Genomic DNA, 17,156 nt, shown 5'->3' on the forward strand with positions numbered 1-17,156 from the left:
CACACATACTTTCATTCACATCATCCTTTAATTTAAGTAGAATGGTGGGCATTTGAAGGAGTAGGGGATAGATTATGGCGGTCAGTGTGCATACAATTGATTTTCAGCGCTTAGGGATGCGAGATCTAGAGCAGGTTGGTGGGAAAAATGCTTCATTGGGAGAAATGATAAGTCATTTATCTTCAGCCGGTGTTCTGGTGCCCACAGGGTTTGCTACGACCGCTGATTCATTTCGAGAGTTTCTTACCCAAAATAAGCTGGACCAGAAAATTTACGACATGTTAGCTTCCCTGGATACGGAAAACATTGCTGCATTAACCACGGCTGGTAAACAAATTCGCCAAATGATTTTGGAAGCCCCCTTCTCTAAAGAGTTTGAAAAAGCTGTTAGAACGTCCTATGAAGATTTAGTAAAAGTGATCGGTCATACTGATTTTAGTGTTGCGGTTCGCTCCTCAGCTACGGCTGAAGATTTGCCGGATGCTTCTTTCGCAGGCCAGCAAGAGACCTACCTTAATGTTCGTGGAATAGATGCAATTCTGATTGCTATCAAGCAAGTATTTGCCTCTTTATTTAATGATCGTGCCATTGCTTATCGTGTTCACCACGGTTTTGCCCATAATGACGTTGCTTTGTCAGCAGGCATTCAACAAATGATTCGTAGTGATTTGGCAGTCAGTGGCGTTATGTTTACGATGGATACGGAATCAGGTTTCAACGAAGTTGTTTTTATCACTTCATCGTACGGATTGGGTGAAATGGTGGTACAAGGGGCTGTAAATCCGGATGAATTCTATGTCCATAAACCATGCTTAAACGCTGGAAAGCCTGCAGTAATTCGTCGGACTTTAGGTAGTAAAGCTGTAAAAATGATATACGCAAACGATGCCACTGATAAAAAGACCGTTACCACGACTGAAGTGGCTCCTAAAGAGCGCATTCTATTTTCTTTAACAACTGACGAAATTGAAGAGTTGGCACGTCATGCCCTTATTATTGAGAAACATTATGGCCGTCCTATGGACATTGAATGGGCTAAAGATGGTAAGGATGGGAAACTGTATATCTTACAAGCACGTCCCGAGACTGTTAAAAGTCGTGCGAGTTCACAAGTATCAGAGCGTTATAGCCTTCAGTCAAGAAGCGAAATACTCACCGAGGGTCGTAGTATTGGTCAAAAAATAGGCCAAGGACGTGCAAAAATTATTACTGATATTAGTGAAATGCATCGCGTGGAGCCAGGCGACGTATTAGTGTCGGACATGACAGATCCTGATTGGGAACCTGTGATGAAACGTGCTTCCGCGATTGTAACCAATCGTGGGGGAAGAACTTGTCATGCTGCTATTATTGCTCGTGAATTAGGTATTCCTGCGGTAGTTGGTTGTGGAGATGCGACAAAAACGATTAAAGATGGGGATGAGGTCACTGTAAGCTGTTCGGAGGGTGATACAGGCTATGTGTATCAAGGGTTATTGCCTTTTGAACAGATCTCGCTTGATGTTGATACCATGCCAGAACTTCCTCTTAAAATTATGTTAAATGTGGGTAATCCTGAGCGCGCATTTGCTTTCCAGGCGATTCCTAATGCTGGGGTTGGGCTTGCCCGATTAGAGTTCCTCATTTCCAATACGATTGGTATTCATCCAAAAGCATTACTGGAATACGATAAAATTCAGGATAAGCAACTAAAAGAATTCATTAATGAGAAAACTGCTGCTTATGCTTCCCCTGTGGAGTATTACATTGAGCGTTTGAAAGAAGGGATTGCGACAATCGCCGCTGCTTTTTATCCTAAACCTGTCATTGTTCGACTTTCTGATTTTAAATCTAACGAATATGCAAATCTTGCTGGTGGTAAGCATTATGAGCCTCATGAAGAAAATCCTATGCTGGGTTTTCGTGGAGCCTCACGCTATGTTTCAACTGACTTTGCTGAATGTTTTGCACTTGAGTGTCAGGCAGTTCGTCGAGTTCGAGAAGACATGGGGTTGGGGAATGTTGAAGTGATGATTCCTTTTGTAAGAACTGTGGCAGAAGCGAAAGATGTCATTGACGTATTGCGAGAGCATGGTCTTGAACGAGGAAAAGCTGGTTTGCGTATTATTATGATGTGTGAGCTACCTTCAAATGCATTGCTCGCCAGTCAGTTTTTGGAATACTTTGATGGTTTTTCTATTGGCTCTAACGATTTGACGCAGTTAACACTTGGATTAGATAGAGATTCAGGTTTGGTTGCTTCGCAGTTTGATGAGCGAAATGCTGCAGTGAAAGCTCTGCTGCACATGGCAATCTCAACGTGCAAGAAAGCAGGAAAATATGTGGGAATTTGCGGACAAGGTCCTTCCGATCATCAAGATTTTGCTCAGTGGTTAATGAAGGAGGGAATTGATAGCGTATCCTTAAATCCGGATTCTGTGCTGGAAACTTGTCTCTTTCTTGCAGGTAATAAATGAGGCGTTCTCTACTCTATTTGGCATTATTAGGTTTTCCTGCTTTAGTATATGCAAGTATTCAACAAGACTCTCATCATGATCCAATTGCGCCCATACTATTATGGGTGACGCTTATTCTATTTTTTGCTTTAGTAGGGCGTTATCTTGCACGCCGATTAGGACAACCGGGTGTATTGGGTGAGTTATTGATGGGAGTATTGGTAGGTAATTTGAGCTACTACTTTGGTTCCCATTTAATGATCATTTTGCGCGAAGGTCCCGAAATTTTTAGTGTGATGGGGTCAATTTTAAGAGGTAGTCCCCTGTCTCAAGCTGTTTCGGCGAACATCGCTGACCCTGTTTATGGAAAAGAAGTAATAGAGGCTCTCACGGGTCCTCATGGTCTTGATTTAATAAAAATAGGCTATGTATTGGATGTTTTTTCTCGCTATGGGGTGATTTTCTTGCTGTTTATGGTGGGGTTGGAAAGTTCTATTGCGGAACTAAAAAAGACCGGCCGTGAATCCATTCAGGTTGCGGTCGTTGGGGTAGTTGCTCCTATTCTCCTGGGCTTTATCATTGCCCGTCTATTGTTACCCACGGCATCTTATAAAGTTGATTTGTTTGTTGCAGCTACTTTATCAGCAACAAGTGTAGGGATTACTGCACGTGTTCTTGGAGAAATGAAAAAATTGCGTACTCGAGAGGCACGAACTATTCTCGGTGCTGCAATGATTGATGACATTCTGGGTCTGATTATATTGGCGGTGGTGAGTTCCCTTGTAATCAATGATACCGTTGATTTTGGCATGGTAGTCCGTATTGTTATTTCTGCTCTGATGTTCTTTGTGGTGGCATTAACATTAGGGCCTATTGTTTTAAAGAAGGTTGTTATATTTTTTGATAACTTCCTGGAGTTTTGGGAGGTTAAATTACTCGCTTCATTCATTTTTGTGATGATTTTGGCTTGGTTGGCAACTCTGGTTGACCTCGCTGCAATTATTGGCGCTTTCGCAGCTGGATTAATCCTTCATGATGATTTTTTCACCACTAAAAATGGACATCACGTTGAAGCGCGCAGTATTAAAAGTCTAGTGGGGCCACTCGAGTCAATTTTGGCACCGTTATTTTTTATTTTAATTGGTATTCAAGTAAAACTTGAAACTTTTGCTGATTGGTCCGTATTGCTCATGTCTGCAGCACTTATCGCGGCGGCCATTATAGGAAAATTAGTGAGTGGATGGGGTGGAAATAAAAAAGATGATCGGTTGCTTATCGGTATTGGTATGTTACCTCGTGGTGAAGTGGGATTAGTTTTTGCATCAATTGGTCGCACACTAGGTGTCATTTCTGATCAACTTTTTTCTGCCATCATTCTAATGGTTGTTGTCACCACTTTTCTTGCACCACCTTTGCTTAAAGCAAGATATGGTAAAAGTCATCGAGATATAAAGCATGATAATCAATAAATCTTACGTTTTAGAGGATGTAACACGAGCATTAGCTGAGGATGTAGGCACTGGAGATATTAGTGCTGCTTTATTATCACCACTATTAATAGTCAATGCTGATATTATTTCACGCGAACCAATGCTGGTTTGTGGCATCCCATGGGTAATAGCAGTGTTTGCCAAAATTAATCCTGAGATTACTATAAATTGGTATGTACAGGAAGGAGCGTGGCTTAATGAGCCTTCGATCTTATGTCAGATAACAGGGCCTGCTACTGATATTCTTACAGCAGAACGTACAGCTTTGAATTTTTTACAGACCTTATCAGCTACAGCGACTCAAACTCGTCAATATTTGCTTAAATTGCAAGGCACAACGACAAAATTGCTAGATACTCGTAAAACGATTCCTGGTCTTCGTCGAGCACAAAAATATGCGGTTGCCTGTGCCGGTGGAGAGAATCATCGTATGGGTTTGTATGATGCGTTTTTAATCAAAGAAAATCATATTAAATCTTGTGGTTCAATCACGAAGGCAATTGCTTTGGCGAGAGAAAAACAGCCAGGTTTTTTTGTTGAAGTGGAAGTGGAAACTCTGAGTGAGTTTGAAGAGGCTCTTGCCGCGTTGCCCGATCGCATTTTGCTTGATAATTTCAGCAATGCTATGCTTGAGAAAGCAGTAATAATGAATCAAAGGCGTTGTCAATTAGAGGCATCTGGCGGCATTGATTTATCAAACATCTCTGCTGTTGCAGCAACGGGAGTCGATTATATTTCGGTTGGCTCCATTACCAAATCGATTCAAGCAATTGATTTAAGTTTATTGGTTAGGGAAGTTAAATGAATCCACGTATAGTATTTACTGGGGGTGGTACAGCAGGACACGTAACACCCAATTTAGCGTTAATTGAAATTTTGCAAAATAGTAACTGGCAAATTGATTATATCGGTTCAGAAAATGGTGTAGAAAAAAGCATGATTAGCGCATTAAATATCCCTTATCATGCGGTCAGCAGTGGGAAATTGCGACGCTACTTTAGCTGGCAAAATTTTTTAGATCCGTTAAAGATTTTTGCAGGCATTACTCAAGCCTATTGTTTGTTACGTAAGCTTAAGACCGATATTGTTTTTTCTAAAGGTGGTTTTGTCGCTTTTCCAATCGTTGTTGCTGCCTGGCTACATCGTATACCGGTGATTGCTCATGAATCAGATATGACACCAGGGCTAGCCAATCGCTTAAGTTTTCCTTTTGTTGACAAAATCTGTCTGACCTTTGCTGCCGCCAAAACGCATTTTAAGAAGCAGGAAAAGGTTGAAATTACAGGAACTCCTATTCGGTCTCAATTATTTAAAGGTTCAAAAGCCCAAGGATTAGCTCTTTGTGGATTTACTGCTGATAAACCCTGCATCCTGGTGATGGGAGGGAGTTTAGGGTCGGCATTACTCAATACTACTGTAAGACAAAATTTATCTGTTTTGTGCAAAAATTATCAAATCATTCACTTGTGCGGCAAAGGAAAAATTGATAACACATTGTTGAATAAAGAAAGCTATTGCCAACTTGAATATGCGAACGAAGAATTGGCAGATTTATTCGCGGCAAGTGATTTGGTTATTTCACGTGCCGGTGCAAATGCATTATGTGAAATTCTTGCATTAGAAAAGCCACATATTTTAATTCCCTTATCTGCCAAAGTAAGTCGTGGTGATCAAATTCAAAATGCCAGGTATTTCAAAAAGCAAGGTATTAGTGTTGTCGTCGAAGAGGAAAACCTCACTTCGCAATCTTTTTTGGCAGCTATTGATGAAATTAATGAACACAAGGTAGACATTGTTGCAAAAATCAAGGCGCTTCAAATTGAATCCGCAGCCTTGAAAATTATTGCGTTACTCAAGGAGCAGATGCATGTTGAATCCCCAGAAATTGTATGAGTACATAAGTCGACAGTGGCAAGAATCAATTCTCCCTAGCCTTTGTGAATACATTAAGATTCCCAATAAATCACCACATTTTGATCCTCAATGGCAGGAACATGGCTTCATGGAACAAGCGGTGACACACGTCGCAAATTGGTGTAAAGCTCATGCTCCAGCAGGAATGACGCTTGAAGTGGTCCGCTTACCAAATCGAACGCCATTGCTGTTTATGGAAGTCCGAGGACAGCTTGATGATACAGTGTTGCTCTATGGGCATTTAGACAAACAACCAGAGATGAGTGGTTGGCAAGAAGAATTAGGTCCATGGAAACCAGTCATTAAAGATGGCCGTCTTTACGGCAGAGGTGGGGCTGATGATGGCTATGCAGCCTATGCGTCATTAACCGCTATACAAGCTTTGCAAGAGCAAGGTTTACCTCACGCAAGATTTGTTCTTATTATTGAAGCCTGCGAAGAAAGTGGCAGTTATGATTTACCTTTTTATATCGATGCCTTAAAAGAAAAAATTGGTAAGCCCTCGCTGGTGATTTGTCTGGATTCTGGAGCTGGTAATTATGAACAATTATGGATGACGACCTCGTTACGCGGTAATATCACGGGAGAGTTGTCGGTGGAATTACTGTCTGAAGGTGTTCATTCAGGTTATGCCAGTGGCATCGTGGCAGATAGCTTTCGCATTGCCAAGCAGTTAATAAGTCGGATTGAAGATGAAGTGAGTGGCGAAATTAAGCTTGAAGAGTTATTTTGTCCAATTCCAGACGAACGCATCAGTCAAGCGACGGCTTGCGCTGAAATTTTAGGTGACGAGCTATATACGAATTTTCCCTTCCATCCAGGGGTTGAACCTATTACAAAGGATAGGCAAGCGCTCATTTTAAATCGTACCTGGCGTCCTGCTTTAGCAATTACTGGCGCTCAAGGTTTGCCTTTAATTGGTGACGCCGGAAATGTGTTGCGACCAAAAACTTCTTTAAAATTGTCAATGCGTTTGCCACCATTAGTTTGCCCTAAAAAAGCTGCTGTCGCTATGCAAAAAGCACTGACTGAAAATCCCCCTTATCATGCCAAAGTGGCATTTCATATTCATGATGGGGCAGTAGGGTGGAATGCACCTAAAATGGTTTCCTGGCTAGAAAAAGCTGCAGATAGTGCGTCAATGACGTTCTATAAGAAACCGGCAGCTTATATCGGTGAGGGGGGGACAATTCCTTTCATGGGAATGTTGGGAGAAAAGTTCCCAGAAGCTCAATTTATGATCACAGGAGTTTTAGGTCCTCATTCGAATGCGCATGGTCCTAATGAGTTTTTACATCTTGAAATGGTAGAAAAATTAACGGCTTGCGTTGCATACGTACTAAATTCACACTCCAATCAGATAATGCTCGACAGCTAAAAAAAATGTTGCCATACTCATCAACCTTCTTGCAGGTAAGCAAGAAAGTTGAGGGATTAGCTTTTGGAAAATGTTAATCCCATATTAGTCCAACAATTATGGAGAATATAATGAAAGCAAATTTATTTGCTGCTGTATTGTCGTTGTGCGTAGCCTCTCTTCCTCTACATGCCAAAGAGCAAGTGATAAATCCTCCTATTACCAAAACCAATGCTCCTTTGAGTAAAATTAACTTAAATACTGCTGATGTGGGGTTATTGTCTAAGTCAGTCAAAGGAATTGGAAAAAAACGTGCAGAAGCAATTGTTCGTTATCGTGAGGAACATCATGGTTTTAAATCTATTGAAGAATTGTCTCAAGTACGTGGATTAGGGAAACAATTTGTGAAGAACCATTTAATGCAACTCCAGGAAGTTTTTACTGTGGGCTAAGATATTTTATAAAAAAAATCTTAGTAATATGGCGGGGTTACCCGCCATTATTTTCATGAAAAACCACAAAAATTATAGTTATTCTTTGATCATTCCTTTAATTTTTTATGGAGACTTGCTTGCTTTTAAAGGTTACCAGGAGCTTAAGCAATTAAAAACTACTGTACGTGAAAGGGGGAAAATTAACTGGTTGAATTGGTTAAAAAAAGCATGATTATAAAGTCTCTTAAATAATTCCCCTAAGAAAGCAAAAAAATCTTAATAAAGATCTGTCGATTTTTATTCAAATATAGGTTAAAGTGTTCGCCAAAAAAAGAATGAGGTAATGTTGCACATGTTTAGGAAATTAAGGGGCGTTTTTTCCAATGATTTATCAATCGATTTGGGAACAGCGAATACATTGATTTACGTTAGGGATAAGGGAATAGTATTAAACGAACCCTCTGTCGTTGCCCTTCGTAGTGAATCAGGTCAGAAACGAGTTGCTGCTGTTGGTCTGGAAGCGAAGCGTATGTTGGGTAGAACACCTGGCAATATAAACGCGATCCGACCCATGAAGGATGGCGTAATTGCTGACTTCTTTGTTACAGAAAAAATGTTGCAACATTTTATCCATAAAGTTCATGAGAATCGTTTCTTGCGTCCAAGCCCGCGAGTACTGGTTTGCGTACCTTGTGGTTCAACACAAGTAGAGCGACGTGCTATCCGTGAGTCGGCAATGGGTGCTGGTGCTCGTGAAGTTTTCCTAATTGAAGAACCGATGGCTGCAGCGTTAGGCTCTGGTATGCCTGTTGAGGAAGCTAGCGGTTCAATGGTGGTTGATATTGGCGGCGGTACTACAGAAGTTGCAATTATTTCTTTAAGTGGAATCGTTTATCATCAGTCAGTTCGTATTGGTGGGGATAAATTTGATGATGCAATTGTTTCTTACGTTCGCCGTAATTACGGCACGTTAATTGGTGAAACAACTGCTGAACGTATCAAACATGAAATTGGTTCCGCATTCCCAAGTCGTGACCTCTTTGAAATTGAAGTCAGAGGTAGAAATCTAGCTGAAGGTGTACCTCGTAGCTTTACTCTAACGAGCGCTGAAATTCTTGAAGCTTTACAAGAGCCTCTTTCAGGAATCGTGGGTGCAGTTAGAGCCGCTTTAGAATTAGCTCCACCTGAGCTTGCTGCAGATATTGCAGAGCGCGGTATGGTATTAACTGGTGGTGGTGCCCTATTGAAGAACATGGACACTTTATTAATGGAAGAAACAGGCCTACCCGTGCTGGTTGCAGAAGATCCTCTAACCTGCGTAGCTCGTGGTGGTGGTAAGGCATTAGAAACCATGGATCTTCGTGGCGGTGATTTCCTCTCAACAGAATAATCCTAGAAGCAGGATTTTTGCTAAACAAGGCAAGCACAAAGCATTTGGATTTGTGTTTGCTTCTGCTTTGTCCTTTTTATTGATGTTTTCTGATTACCATTACAATTACCTGAAAAATGTGCGTAGTGGTTTCGCTTTGCTTATTTCACCTCTTCAATATGCAGTGGACTATCCTGTTCGTGTTATCGGTTGGATGCAATCTTTAGTAAGCGCAAAGAAAGCATTAATTAATGAAAATATGCAGCTGCGATACCAGCAAACATTACTTGAAGCTGAACTGCAGAAGTTAATTGTAATTAAAGAAGAAAACTCTCAACTAAGAGAGTTATTATTAACATCTTCCAAGGCTAAAATGCAGGCAATGGCTGCACAAATTTTGGCTGTAGACACCAGTAGTTCCCGTCAATTGGTAGTTTTAAATAAAGGCAAGCGTGACGGTGTTTATGTTGGTCAGCCCGTCCTTGATGCCAAGGGTGTGATGGGGCAAATCATTGACGTAGGGTCAATGACCAGTACTGTTCTGTTAATATCGGACTCCAAAAGTGCAGTTCCAGTGCGTAATAACCGTACAGGAGAGCGAGCTATTTTGGTAGGTACCAACAACATGGGGCAATTGTCATTGATTAACCTTCCCAGAACGTCATCAATTGGCGTAGGTGACTTGTTGGTAACTTCGGGTATGGGGCGATTGTATCCAGAAGGTTACCCCGTTGGTCGTGTTGAAGCAGTAAAAAGTATCCCTGGGGAAGCATTTATTAAAGTGGATGTTATGCCAATTGCCTTACTGAATAGAACTCGCCTTGTTTTACTGATATGGCCTGATAAAGAACAGGCTGCATTATTAGCTCAGATCAATGAGCGATTGAATGCACTAGGAGACAATGCATGAATGTAATCTATTTGCGCTTGTTTATTGCCGCTATTATTACTCTTGCATTAACTATTCTGCCTTTGCCGGAATTGTTAACAGGCTTAAGGCCACCATGGGTTCTAATGCTTGTTTTATACCTTCAGTTTTTTCTGCCAGGTTATTTTAATGTAGTTATTTTACTCATCATTGGTTTAATACTGGATGTTTTACTAGCAACTGTACTTGGGGAGCATGCCTTTGCGTTATCAGTAGTAACCTGGATTGCGAGTAATAAAGAGCGGCGCTTTAATTTTTTCTCAATGGGACAGCAAATGGCTTTAATCGGTTTTTTCTGTCTGTTGTATCAAATGCTTATCATGATGATGGAACTTGTCTTAGGCTATCACATTAGCTTTTTAATGTGCGTAGGAAGTGCGGCAATTAGTATGATTTTGTGGCCTTGGGTAAGATTGCTGGCAGATGATACCTTGCAAGTTAGGGCTGTTTATAGCCGTAAACTAAGCCGGTAAAACTTGAGAAGCTTTGTCTTGGCGTTAATGAGGTCGGTAACCCATCAGATCTATATCTAATGCAGCGCCATAATCTCGATTGGCTCGTACCATAGTGTCAGTAACCACGCCCTCAATAAGATCAGCCAAAGGTGTCTTTCTGGTTCGTTGTAAAGCATCTATACGGGCAATTAATCGGTCATCTTGAGCCATACCAAACATGGTATTCATATCAATCTGGGCTCTTTCAGCTTGATGATATCCAATTTGACCTACTACTCGCTGTAAATTGGGCTCATAGGCTTCATGCATACTTCCTTCAATGATATTAATCACTTCACTTGCCTGTCGTCCATGATTATTAATCAAATCAGCACAGGCAGCAGCCAGAGCATACATTGCATCAAGATAGCCATTTTCATCTCGTAGCATTAATAGGCGCATAGCTTCAGCCGATAAATCACGTACTTGCATGACAACTAAAGGAGCGGGTTCGACTGCAGCCGCCGCAGCTGCTGCACCTGCACTTCCTACTACATTAGGAACTGCCAATCCAACTGACGCCGCTGCCGCAGCAGCACCGACACTTTCCGCCACATTAGGGGTTGATTCTTCGGATCCTTGAATTTTTTTGTCGCCTTCGCTCTTGTCTTTCATGATGACATTCCATTGATACCCTTGTTCTCAGTATAGCAGTCTTTGTGATTTGAAATTGAACAAACAGATCTTCTCGGGAATAATCTAAAATGACTTTAGGGAGGATTGATTCTGGTAAAATTAATGAGATTTTAAAGCATAGGAATCAAGAAAGAGTCCTCCTCATCTAATTGAAAACGAGCTCCGTGCCAGCTACTGTTTAATAGACGATTTGAACTGGTATTGAGTTTTAGGAAATGATTAAGTTGCAAATTGTAATGCAATCTACATGCGATTTAAATCTCCGATATCTATAGTCTTGAATTCATATTCGCCTGGTTGAAGATTACCTAACGACCAGTTTGCAATACGATGACGGACAAGTCTTAAGGTCGGAAAGCCTATGGCGGCTGTCATTTTGCGAATTTGATGATTTTTACCTTCGCGTAAAATAATTTCTAACCAACAAGTTGGAATGGCTTTTCGAAAACGGATAGGGGGATCTCGTTGCCATAAGTTTGGCTCTTCTATGATGTGAACCTTGGCGGGTAGATAACGTACCCCTCTAATGGTTAATCCTTGCCTAATTGGTATAAAATCTTTTTCTTGAGGAGTGCCTTCAACCTGTACCCAATAATATTTTTCTTTATTAAATTTAGGATCAGTAAGTCGATGTTGTAATTGGCCATCGCTACTCAATAAAAGTAAACCTTCGCTATTTTTATCTAAACGTCCCGCCGCATAAAAATTGGGTAATTTTATATAATCGGCTAATGTCCTATCGCTTTCTTCACCTGTAAATTGACTTAAGACACCAAATGGTTTGTTGAATAATAAAATATCGCTCACGAGTTTTATATCTAATTTAAAAAAGCTTATTATGCAGTGAAACGCATTTGGGACAAAGGGTTTTCGCATGCTATGATAACTCACTTTAAATTGACGGAGTTGCCTATGACATTCGAAAAAATTCATGTTCCTGCGCAAGGAGAAGCGATTACAGTTGCTGCTGACTTGTCTTTGAAAGTTCCTAATTTCCCAGTTATTCCTTTTATTGAAGGAGATGGCATCGGCGTTGATGTAACTCCACCAATGATTCATGTAGTGGATGCAGCAGTATCAAAAGCCTATGGCGATAAAAGAAAGATTTCGTGGATGGAAGTGTATGCAGGAGAGAAAGCAACAAAGGTTTATGGTGCTGATCAGTGGCTACCTAAAGAAACAATAGAGGCATTGAAAAAGTATGTCGTGGCTATCAAAGGTCCTCTTACTACCCCAGTGGGTGGTGGTATTCGTTCGTTAAATGTCGCTATTCGTCAAGATCTCGATCTTTATACTTGTTTACGTCCAGTTCGTTACTTTACTGGCACTCCAAGTCCTGTAAAAGAACCATGGAAAACAGATATGGTTATTTTCCGTGAGAATTCAGAAGATATCTATGCTGGTATTGAGTGGCAAGCAGATACTGCCGATGCCAAGAAAGTGATTAATTTCCTGCAAAAAGAAATGGGTGTGAAGAAAATTCGTTTCCCTGAGCATTGCGGCATAGGCATTAAGCCTGTTTCTAAAGAGGGAACCACACGACTGGTAAAAGCTGCTATTCAGTATGCTATTGACAATAACCGCGATTCAGTCACCTTAGTACATAAGGGAAATATCATGAAGTTTACCGAAGGTGCTTTTAAGGACTGGGGATATCAGGTTGCTCGTGAAAATTTTGGCGCGACAGAATACCAGGGCGGTCCATGGATGCAATTGACTAATCCAAAAACCGGTAAAATGATTATTGTGAAAGACGTCATTGCGGATGCCTTTTTACAACAAATTTTACTGCGTCCTGAAGATTACAGTGTTATAGCGACGCTCAATTTAAATGGTGATTATATTTCTGACGCACTTGCTGCTCAAGTTGGTGGAATTGGTATTGCTCCTGGTGCCAACATTGGTGACAAAGTGGCGGTATTTGAAGCAACGCACGGTACTGCACCAAAATATGCTGGACAGAATAAAGTGAATCCAGGTTCGCTTATTTTATCAGCAGAAATGATGTTACGTCATATGGGTTGGATGGAAGCCGCTGACTATATCATTAAAGGGATGGAAGGTGCTATTGAAGCAAAAACTGTAACTTATGATTTCGAACGTTTAATGGACGGGGCGACTTGTGTTAGTAGTTCTGGCTTTGCGGAAGAAATGATTAAGCATATGTAAGTAGCTGCTAAGGTGAATTTCGCTCTGATGATTCAATCATCAGAGCATTTTAATTTGTGCAATTGACTGAAGATAACTAATTAGCTCATTACTAGCAAGATGCTTTTTAACGACCAATCGAACAGAATACGTCCTTAAAGGACTAACGATTGTAGTAATAAAAAAAATTTCGTTGCAACTCAATTTTTAGACAAAGAGTACTGGTGAATTAAGAACCAGTTGTGGAAGCCAATCTGAATGCAATCTAGTCAAGCTGTTATTGATTGTCGCAAGGTTTAATTTTTTAGAGAATTAAATCAATTTTTACTGGCCAAAAGTGCTTTAGAAGTCTATAAAATTAATAAAGGGTGTATGTTATGAGTGGATGGTCTTTAGAGGAAATAATTGAACGCAAGACGGCTGAGTCAGAAGTTCAACCGGAGATTAAACAGCCTAGAAAATATAAAGTGATCTTACTTAATGACGATTACACACCCATGGAGTTTGTAGTAGAAGTTTTAAAGCGGTTTTTCCATTTAAATGAAGAGGTAGCAACGCAGGTGATGTTACAGGTTCATATTGTTGGGAAGGGCGTATGTGGTGTTTTTACTAGGGACATAGCAGAAACAAAGGTAGCTTTGGTTAACGACCATGCCAGAAGCAATCAGCACCCCCTGTTATGTACCATGGAACCAGAATGAATGTTGGTGGCTGGAGAGAGGAGCAACGACAATGTTAAACAAAGAACTTGAATTCACCTTAAATCTAGCCTTTAAGGAAGCGAAGGAGAAGCGTCATGAATTCATGACTGTTGAGCATTTATTATTATCGCTACTTGATAACCCAGCAGCAGGAAATGTGTTACAGGCTTGCGATGCAAATATTGATGCTTTGCGTCGGGACTTAATTGAATTTATTGATGAAACTACCCCTAGGATTCCCGAAGATGAGCTAGATAGAGAAACTCAACCTACACTAGGGTTCCAACGTGTTTTACAACGTGCTGTATTTCATGTGCAATCAGCAGGTAAAACTGAAGTGACCGGAGCAAATGTGTTAGCCGCTATCTTCAGTGAACAAGAAAGTCAGGCCGTTTATTTTTTACGTCGTGAAAATATTACGCGTCTGGATGTGATTAATTACATCTCTCATGGTGTTTCCAAGTACCACAACGATATGACAGAGAACATGAACTCTATGGATGAAGAAACACTTGGCAATGAGGTTAATGAATCACCTTTAGAAAGCTATTGCATGAATCTTAACAAGCGTGCTCGACTTGGAAAAATCGATCCATTAATTGGTCGCCATGAAGAAATTCAACGTACAATCCAAGTTCTATGCCGTCGTCGAAAAAATAACCCTTTACTTGTCGGTGAAGCAGGAGTTGGTAAAACAGCCATTGCTGAAGGGTTAGCCCGTCGTATCGTAGATGGCGAAGTGCCCGAGGCGATTCATAATTGTGTCGTTTACTCACTGGATTTAGGCGCATTGCTAGCGGGTACCAAATACCGTGGTGATTTTGAAAAACGATTAAAAGCTGTTTTAAAACAACTTTCTCAACAAGATGGAGCCGTTCTCTTTATTGATGAAATCCATACAATTATTGGAGCTGGCGCTGCGTCAGGTGGCGTTATGGATGCTTCAAACCTGATTAAACCATTATTGGCTAATGGTGAATTAAAATGCATAGGCTCCACAACTTATCAAGAATATCGTGGTATTTTTGAGAAGGATAGAGCGCTTGCCAGACGCTTCCAAAAGATTGATATTACAGAACCAAGTATCGATGAAACTTTCGAAATCCTTAAAGGGTTAAAAGGTCGTTTGGAAGAGCATCATGGTGTTAAATTCTCTATTCCAGCACTCAAAGCGGCGGCAGAGCTGTCGGCAAAATATATTAACGATCGCTTCTTACCTGATAAGGCGATTGATGTGGTTGATGAGGCTGGCGCTTATCAAAATCTATTGACTGCTAATAAACGTAAGAAAATTATTAGTGTCACTGAAATTGAAAGTGTTGTTGCTAAAATCGCCCGTATCCCTGTTAAAAAAGTGTCAGCAAGAGACAAAGACACGCTACGTAATCTTGAGCGTGATTTAAAATTGTTGGTTTATGGGCAAGACGATGCAATCACAGCACTTGCTTCAGCAATTAAATTGGCTCGTTCTGGTTTGCGGGAACCGCAAAAGCCTGTGGGTTGCTTCCTATTTGCAGGTCCTACAGGGGTAGGTAAAACAGAAGTTACCAAACAACTTGCCAATGTATTAGGTATTGAACTGTTACGTTTTGACATGTCTGAATATATGGAAAAACATACAGTGTCTCGCTTAATTGGTGCGCCTCCTGGCTATGTTGGCTATGATCAAGGTGGTTTACTGACCGAGGCTGTGACTAAAAACCCACATGCAGTGTTGTTATTGGATGAGATAGAAAAAGCACATCCAGATGTATTTAATCTACTATTGCAAATAATGGACCACGGTACATTAACTGACACGAATGGTCGTCAAGCTGATTTCAGACATGTAGTTTTGGTGATGACATCAAATGCCGGAGCTAGTGAAATTAGCAGGAACTCTATCGGATTTTCACTTCAGGATAACAGCAATGATGGCTTGGAAGTTCTAAGACGTCAATTTAGTCCGGAGTTCAGAAACAGATTGGATGCAATTATTAATTTTGCACCTTTGGACACAGCAACCATTGGCTTAGTTGTCGATAAATTTATCATGGAGCTTGATGAACAGTTGAGTAATAAGGGAGTGACCTTTAAAGTTGATCAGGCAGCACGTGATTGGTTAATTGAACATGGTTATGACAAGGCAATGGGAGCTCGTCCTATGGCACGATTAATCCAGGAAAATGTCAAAAAACCCCTTGCTGACGAGCTACTTTTCGGTAAATTAGCGAATGGCGGACATGTGACCTTGAAAGTAAAAGACGGGAAATTACATTTCGACAGCCATGATCATCGCGAAGGTGTTTTCTAAATAATAAACTTAAAAAATGCGCCATTATGGCGCATTTTTTTTAATATCCTACAAGCGCGAAGTTTCTGTGCGTGATTAGCATGCCACCATCTATTACCAAGCAATTAGTTAAAGCTGACAATTATGTTTGTTCTGGGTTAAAATAGCGAAATAATATCAAATTGGTTATTACATGCTGAGTGTCATCATTATTGCCAAGGATGAAGAAGCAAACATTAGACGTTGCTTAGAGTCAGTGCAATGGGCGGATGAAATTATTGTTCTTGATTCGGGTAGCACGGACAACACCGTTGCTATTGCCAAAGAATTTACGGACCATGTCTATTGTACGGATTGGCAAGGTTACGGTGTTCAAAAACAGCGAGCGTTGGCTCATGCTACTGGTGATTGGATATTAAATCTTGATGCCGATGAATCAGTGGATAGTCAATTGCAAGCAATGATTAGACAGGTCATTAACAATGACGCGGCGGATGCTTATCGAATCCCAATTTGTATGTATTTTTATGGAAAGCTCTTACGTTTTTCCTCCAGTCCCAAACGGCATATTCGCCTCTTCAAGAGGGTAGGTGCTCGCTATAGTGATGATATCGTTCATGAAAAAGTCCTATTACCGTCTGCAGCACGAATAGCTCGCCTGAAATTAGCAATCCAGCATCATTCATTTCAAGATGTGAGTCATGCTTTATATAAAGTAAATAAATACTCATCGTATAGTGCAAAGATTCGTATAGAGCAAAAAAATCCACCAAATTTTGCAAAAATCCTGCTGGGCACGACATGGATGTTTTTCCGTTGTTATTTTCTACAACGAGGATTTTTGGATGGCAAAGCCGGTTTTTTATTTGCTGTTCTTAATGCACAGGGCACTTTCTATCGCGGTATTAAACAACTTTATCGCGATTCAAAAGTTGATAAATTACCCACCATAGTACGAGACAATTAAGAATGGATACA

At 40.6% G+C, this 17,156-nt stretch carries 15 protein-coding genes; 13 read left to right on the forward strand and 2 right to left on the reverse strand.

The window, feature by feature from the left end:
- Positions 1-74: 74 nt before the first annotated feature.
- From ppsA to mreD, 9 genes are all read left to right on the forward strand, one after another.
- On the forward strand, positions 75-2,456 hold the full coding sequence (ppsA, locus tag LHA_RS05690) for a phosphoenolpyruvate synthase (protein ID WP_045105686.1): 2,382 nt from the start codon (positions 75-77) through the stop codon (positions 2,454-2,456).
- Positions 2,453-3,904 (forward strand): cation:proton antiporter, encoded by a 1,452-nt coding sequence (locus LHA_RS05695; protein ID WP_045105687.1) that lies wholly within the window; start codon positions 2,453-2,455, stop codon positions 3,902-3,904. Before ppsA ends, LHA_RS05695 begins: the two co-directional genes overlap by 4 nt.
- A complete protein-coding gene (gene nadC, locus LHA_RS05700) occupies positions 3,891-4,730 on the forward strand; it encodes a carboxylating nicotinate-nucleotide diphosphorylase (protein ID WP_102046633.1) in 840 nt (279 codons plus the stop codon). Before LHA_RS05695 ends, nadC begins: the two co-directional genes overlap by 14 nt.
- Positions 4,727-5,818: an undecaprenyldiphospho-muramoylpentapeptide beta-N-acetylglucosaminyltransferase gene (locus tag LHA_RS05705; RefSeq protein ID WP_045105688.1), complete on the forward strand. Its 1,092-nt coding sequence runs from the start codon at positions 4,727-4,729 to the stop codon at positions 5,816-5,818. The genes nadC and LHA_RS05705 overlap by 4 nt, the downstream gene beginning before the upstream one ends.
- The gene (locus LHA_RS05710) at positions 5,793-7,217 is read left to right on the forward strand and encodes a M20 family metallopeptidase (protein WP_045105689.1); all 1,425 of its coding nucleotides are present in this window, start codon (positions 5,793-5,795) and stop codon (positions 7,215-7,217) included. The genes LHA_RS05705 and LHA_RS05710 overlap by 26 nt, the downstream gene beginning before the upstream one ends.
- A 110-nt stretch (positions 7,218-7,327) precedes the next feature.
- The gene (locus LHA_RS05715; protein WP_045105690.1) at positions 7,328-7,648 is read left to right on the forward strand and encodes a ComEA family DNA-binding protein; all 321 of its coding nucleotides are present in this window, start codon (positions 7,328-7,330) and stop codon (positions 7,646-7,648) included.
- Positions 7,649-7,982: 334 nt separating this feature from the next.
- The gene (locus LHA_RS05725) at positions 7,983-9,020 is read left to right on the forward strand and encodes a rod shape-determining protein (protein ID WP_045105692.1); all 1,038 of its coding nucleotides are present in this window, start codon (positions 7,983-7,985) and stop codon (positions 9,018-9,020) included.
- Positions 8,998-9,909, forward strand: a complete 912-nt coding sequence (gene mreC, locus LHA_RS05730; RefSeq protein ID WP_045105693.1) for a rod shape-determining protein MreC — start codon at positions 8,998-9,000, stop codon at positions 9,907-9,909. Before LHA_RS05725 ends, mreC begins: the two co-directional genes overlap by 23 nt.
- Positions 9,906-10,400 (forward strand): rod shape-determining protein MreD, encoded by a 495-nt coding sequence (gene mreD, locus LHA_RS05735; protein ID WP_045105694.1) that lies wholly within the window; start codon positions 9,906-9,908, stop codon positions 10,398-10,400. The genes mreC and mreD overlap by 4 nt, the downstream gene beginning before the upstream one ends.
- A gap of 24 nt (positions 10,401-10,424) precedes the next feature.
- Here mreD and LHA_RS05740 read toward each other — a convergent pair whose 3' ends face one another.
- Together LHA_RS05740 and LHA_RS05745 are read right to left on the reverse strand one after the other, a co-directional pair.
- Positions 10,425-11,036 carry a hypothetical protein gene (locus LHA_RS05740; RefSeq protein WP_045105695.1) on the reverse strand — a complete coding sequence of 204 codons (612 nt, stop codon included), beginning with the start codon at positions 11,034-11,036 and terminating at the stop codon, positions 10,425-10,427.
- Positions 11,037-11,300: 264 nt separating this feature from the next.
- Entirely contained in the window at positions 11,301-11,864 is a 564-nt protein-coding gene (locus tag LHA_RS05745; RefSeq protein ID WP_045107415.1) for a pseudouridine synthase, read from the reverse strand.
- A 105-nt stretch (positions 11,865-11,969) separates the two neighbouring features.
- Between LHA_RS05745 and icd the strand changes: the two genes are divergently transcribed.
- From icd to LHA_RS05765, 4 genes are all read left to right on the forward strand, one after another.
- Positions 11,970-13,226, forward strand: a complete 1,257-nt coding sequence (gene icd / locus LHA_RS05750; RefSeq protein WP_045105696.1) for an NADP-dependent isocitrate dehydrogenase — start codon at positions 11,970-11,972, stop codon at positions 13,224-13,226.
- Positions 13,227-13,582: 356 nt separating this feature from the next.
- The gene (gene clpS / locus LHA_RS05755) at positions 13,583-13,906 is read left to right on the forward strand and encodes an ATP-dependent Clp protease adapter ClpS (RefSeq protein ID WP_045105697.1); all 324 of its coding nucleotides are present in this window, start codon (positions 13,583-13,585) and stop codon (positions 13,904-13,906) included.
- Positions 13,907-13,937: 31 nt separating this feature from the next.
- The gene (clpA, locus tag LHA_RS05760; RefSeq protein ID WP_045105698.1) at positions 13,938-16,199 is read left to right on the forward strand and encodes an ATP-dependent Clp protease ATP-binding subunit ClpA; all 2,262 of its coding nucleotides are present in this window, start codon (positions 13,938-13,940) and stop codon (positions 16,197-16,199) included.
- Between the two features lie 172 nt (positions 16,200-16,371).
- Entirely contained in the window at positions 16,372-17,145 is a 774-nt protein-coding gene (locus LHA_RS05765; protein ID WP_045105699.1) for a glycosyltransferase family 2 protein, read from the forward strand.
- Positions 17,146-17,156 lie beyond the last annotated feature (11 nt).

The organism is Legionella hackeliae (assembly GCF_000953655.1).
In the GTDB taxonomy this organism is placed as follows: Bacteria; Pseudomonadota; Gammaproteobacteria; order Legionellales; family Legionellaceae; genus Tatlockia; species Tatlockia hackeliae.

Bases quoted from the DNA above. Each gene is read 5' to 3' on its own strand.
- ppsA (WP_045105686.1), top strand. From the start codon at position 75: ATGGCGGTCAGTGTGCATACAATTGATTTTCAGCGCTTAGGGATGCGA.
- LHA_RS05695 (WP_045105687.1), top strand. From the start codon at position 2,453: ATGAGGCGTTCTCTACTCTATTTGGCATTATTAGGTTTTCCTGCTTTA.
- nadC (WP_102046633.1), top strand. From the start codon at position 3,891: ATGATAATCAATAAATCTTACGTTTTAGAGGATGTAACACGAGCATTA.
- LHA_RS05705 (WP_045105688.1), top strand. From the start codon at position 4,727: ATGAATCCACGTATAGTATTTACTGGGGGTGGTACAGCAGGACACGTA.
- LHA_RS05710 (WP_045105689.1), top strand. From the start codon at position 5,793: ATGTTGAATCCCCAGAAATTGTATGAGTACATAAGTCGACAGTGGCAA.
- LHA_RS05715 (WP_045105690.1), top strand. From the start codon at position 7,328: ATGAAAGCAAATTTATTTGCTGCTGTATTGTCGTTGTGCGTAGCCTCT.
- LHA_RS05725 (WP_045105692.1), top strand. From the start codon at position 7,983: ATGTTTAGGAAATTAAGGGGCGTTTTTTCCAATGATTTATCAATCGAT.
- mreD (WP_045105694.1), top strand. From the start codon at position 9,906: ATGAATGTAATCTATTTGCGCTTGTTTATTGCCGCTATTATTACTCTT.
- LHA_RS05740 (WP_045105695.1), bottom strand. From the start codon at position 11,036: ATGAAAGACAAGAGCGAAGGCGACAAAAAAATTCAAGGATCCGAAGAA.
- icd (WP_045105696.1), top strand. From the start codon at position 11,970: ATGACATTCGAAAAAATTCATGTTCCTGCGCAAGGAGAAGCGATTACA.
- clpS (WP_045105697.1), top strand. From the start codon at position 13,583: ATGAGTGGATGGTCTTTAGAGGAAATAATTGAACGCAAGACGGCTGAG.
- clpA (WP_045105698.1), top strand. From the start codon at position 13,938: ATGTTAAACAAAGAACTTGAATTCACCTTAAATCTAGCCTTTAAGGAA.
- LHA_RS05765 (WP_045105699.1), top strand. From the start codon at position 16,372: ATGCTGAGTGTCATCATTATTGCCAAGGATGAAGAAGCAAACATTAGA.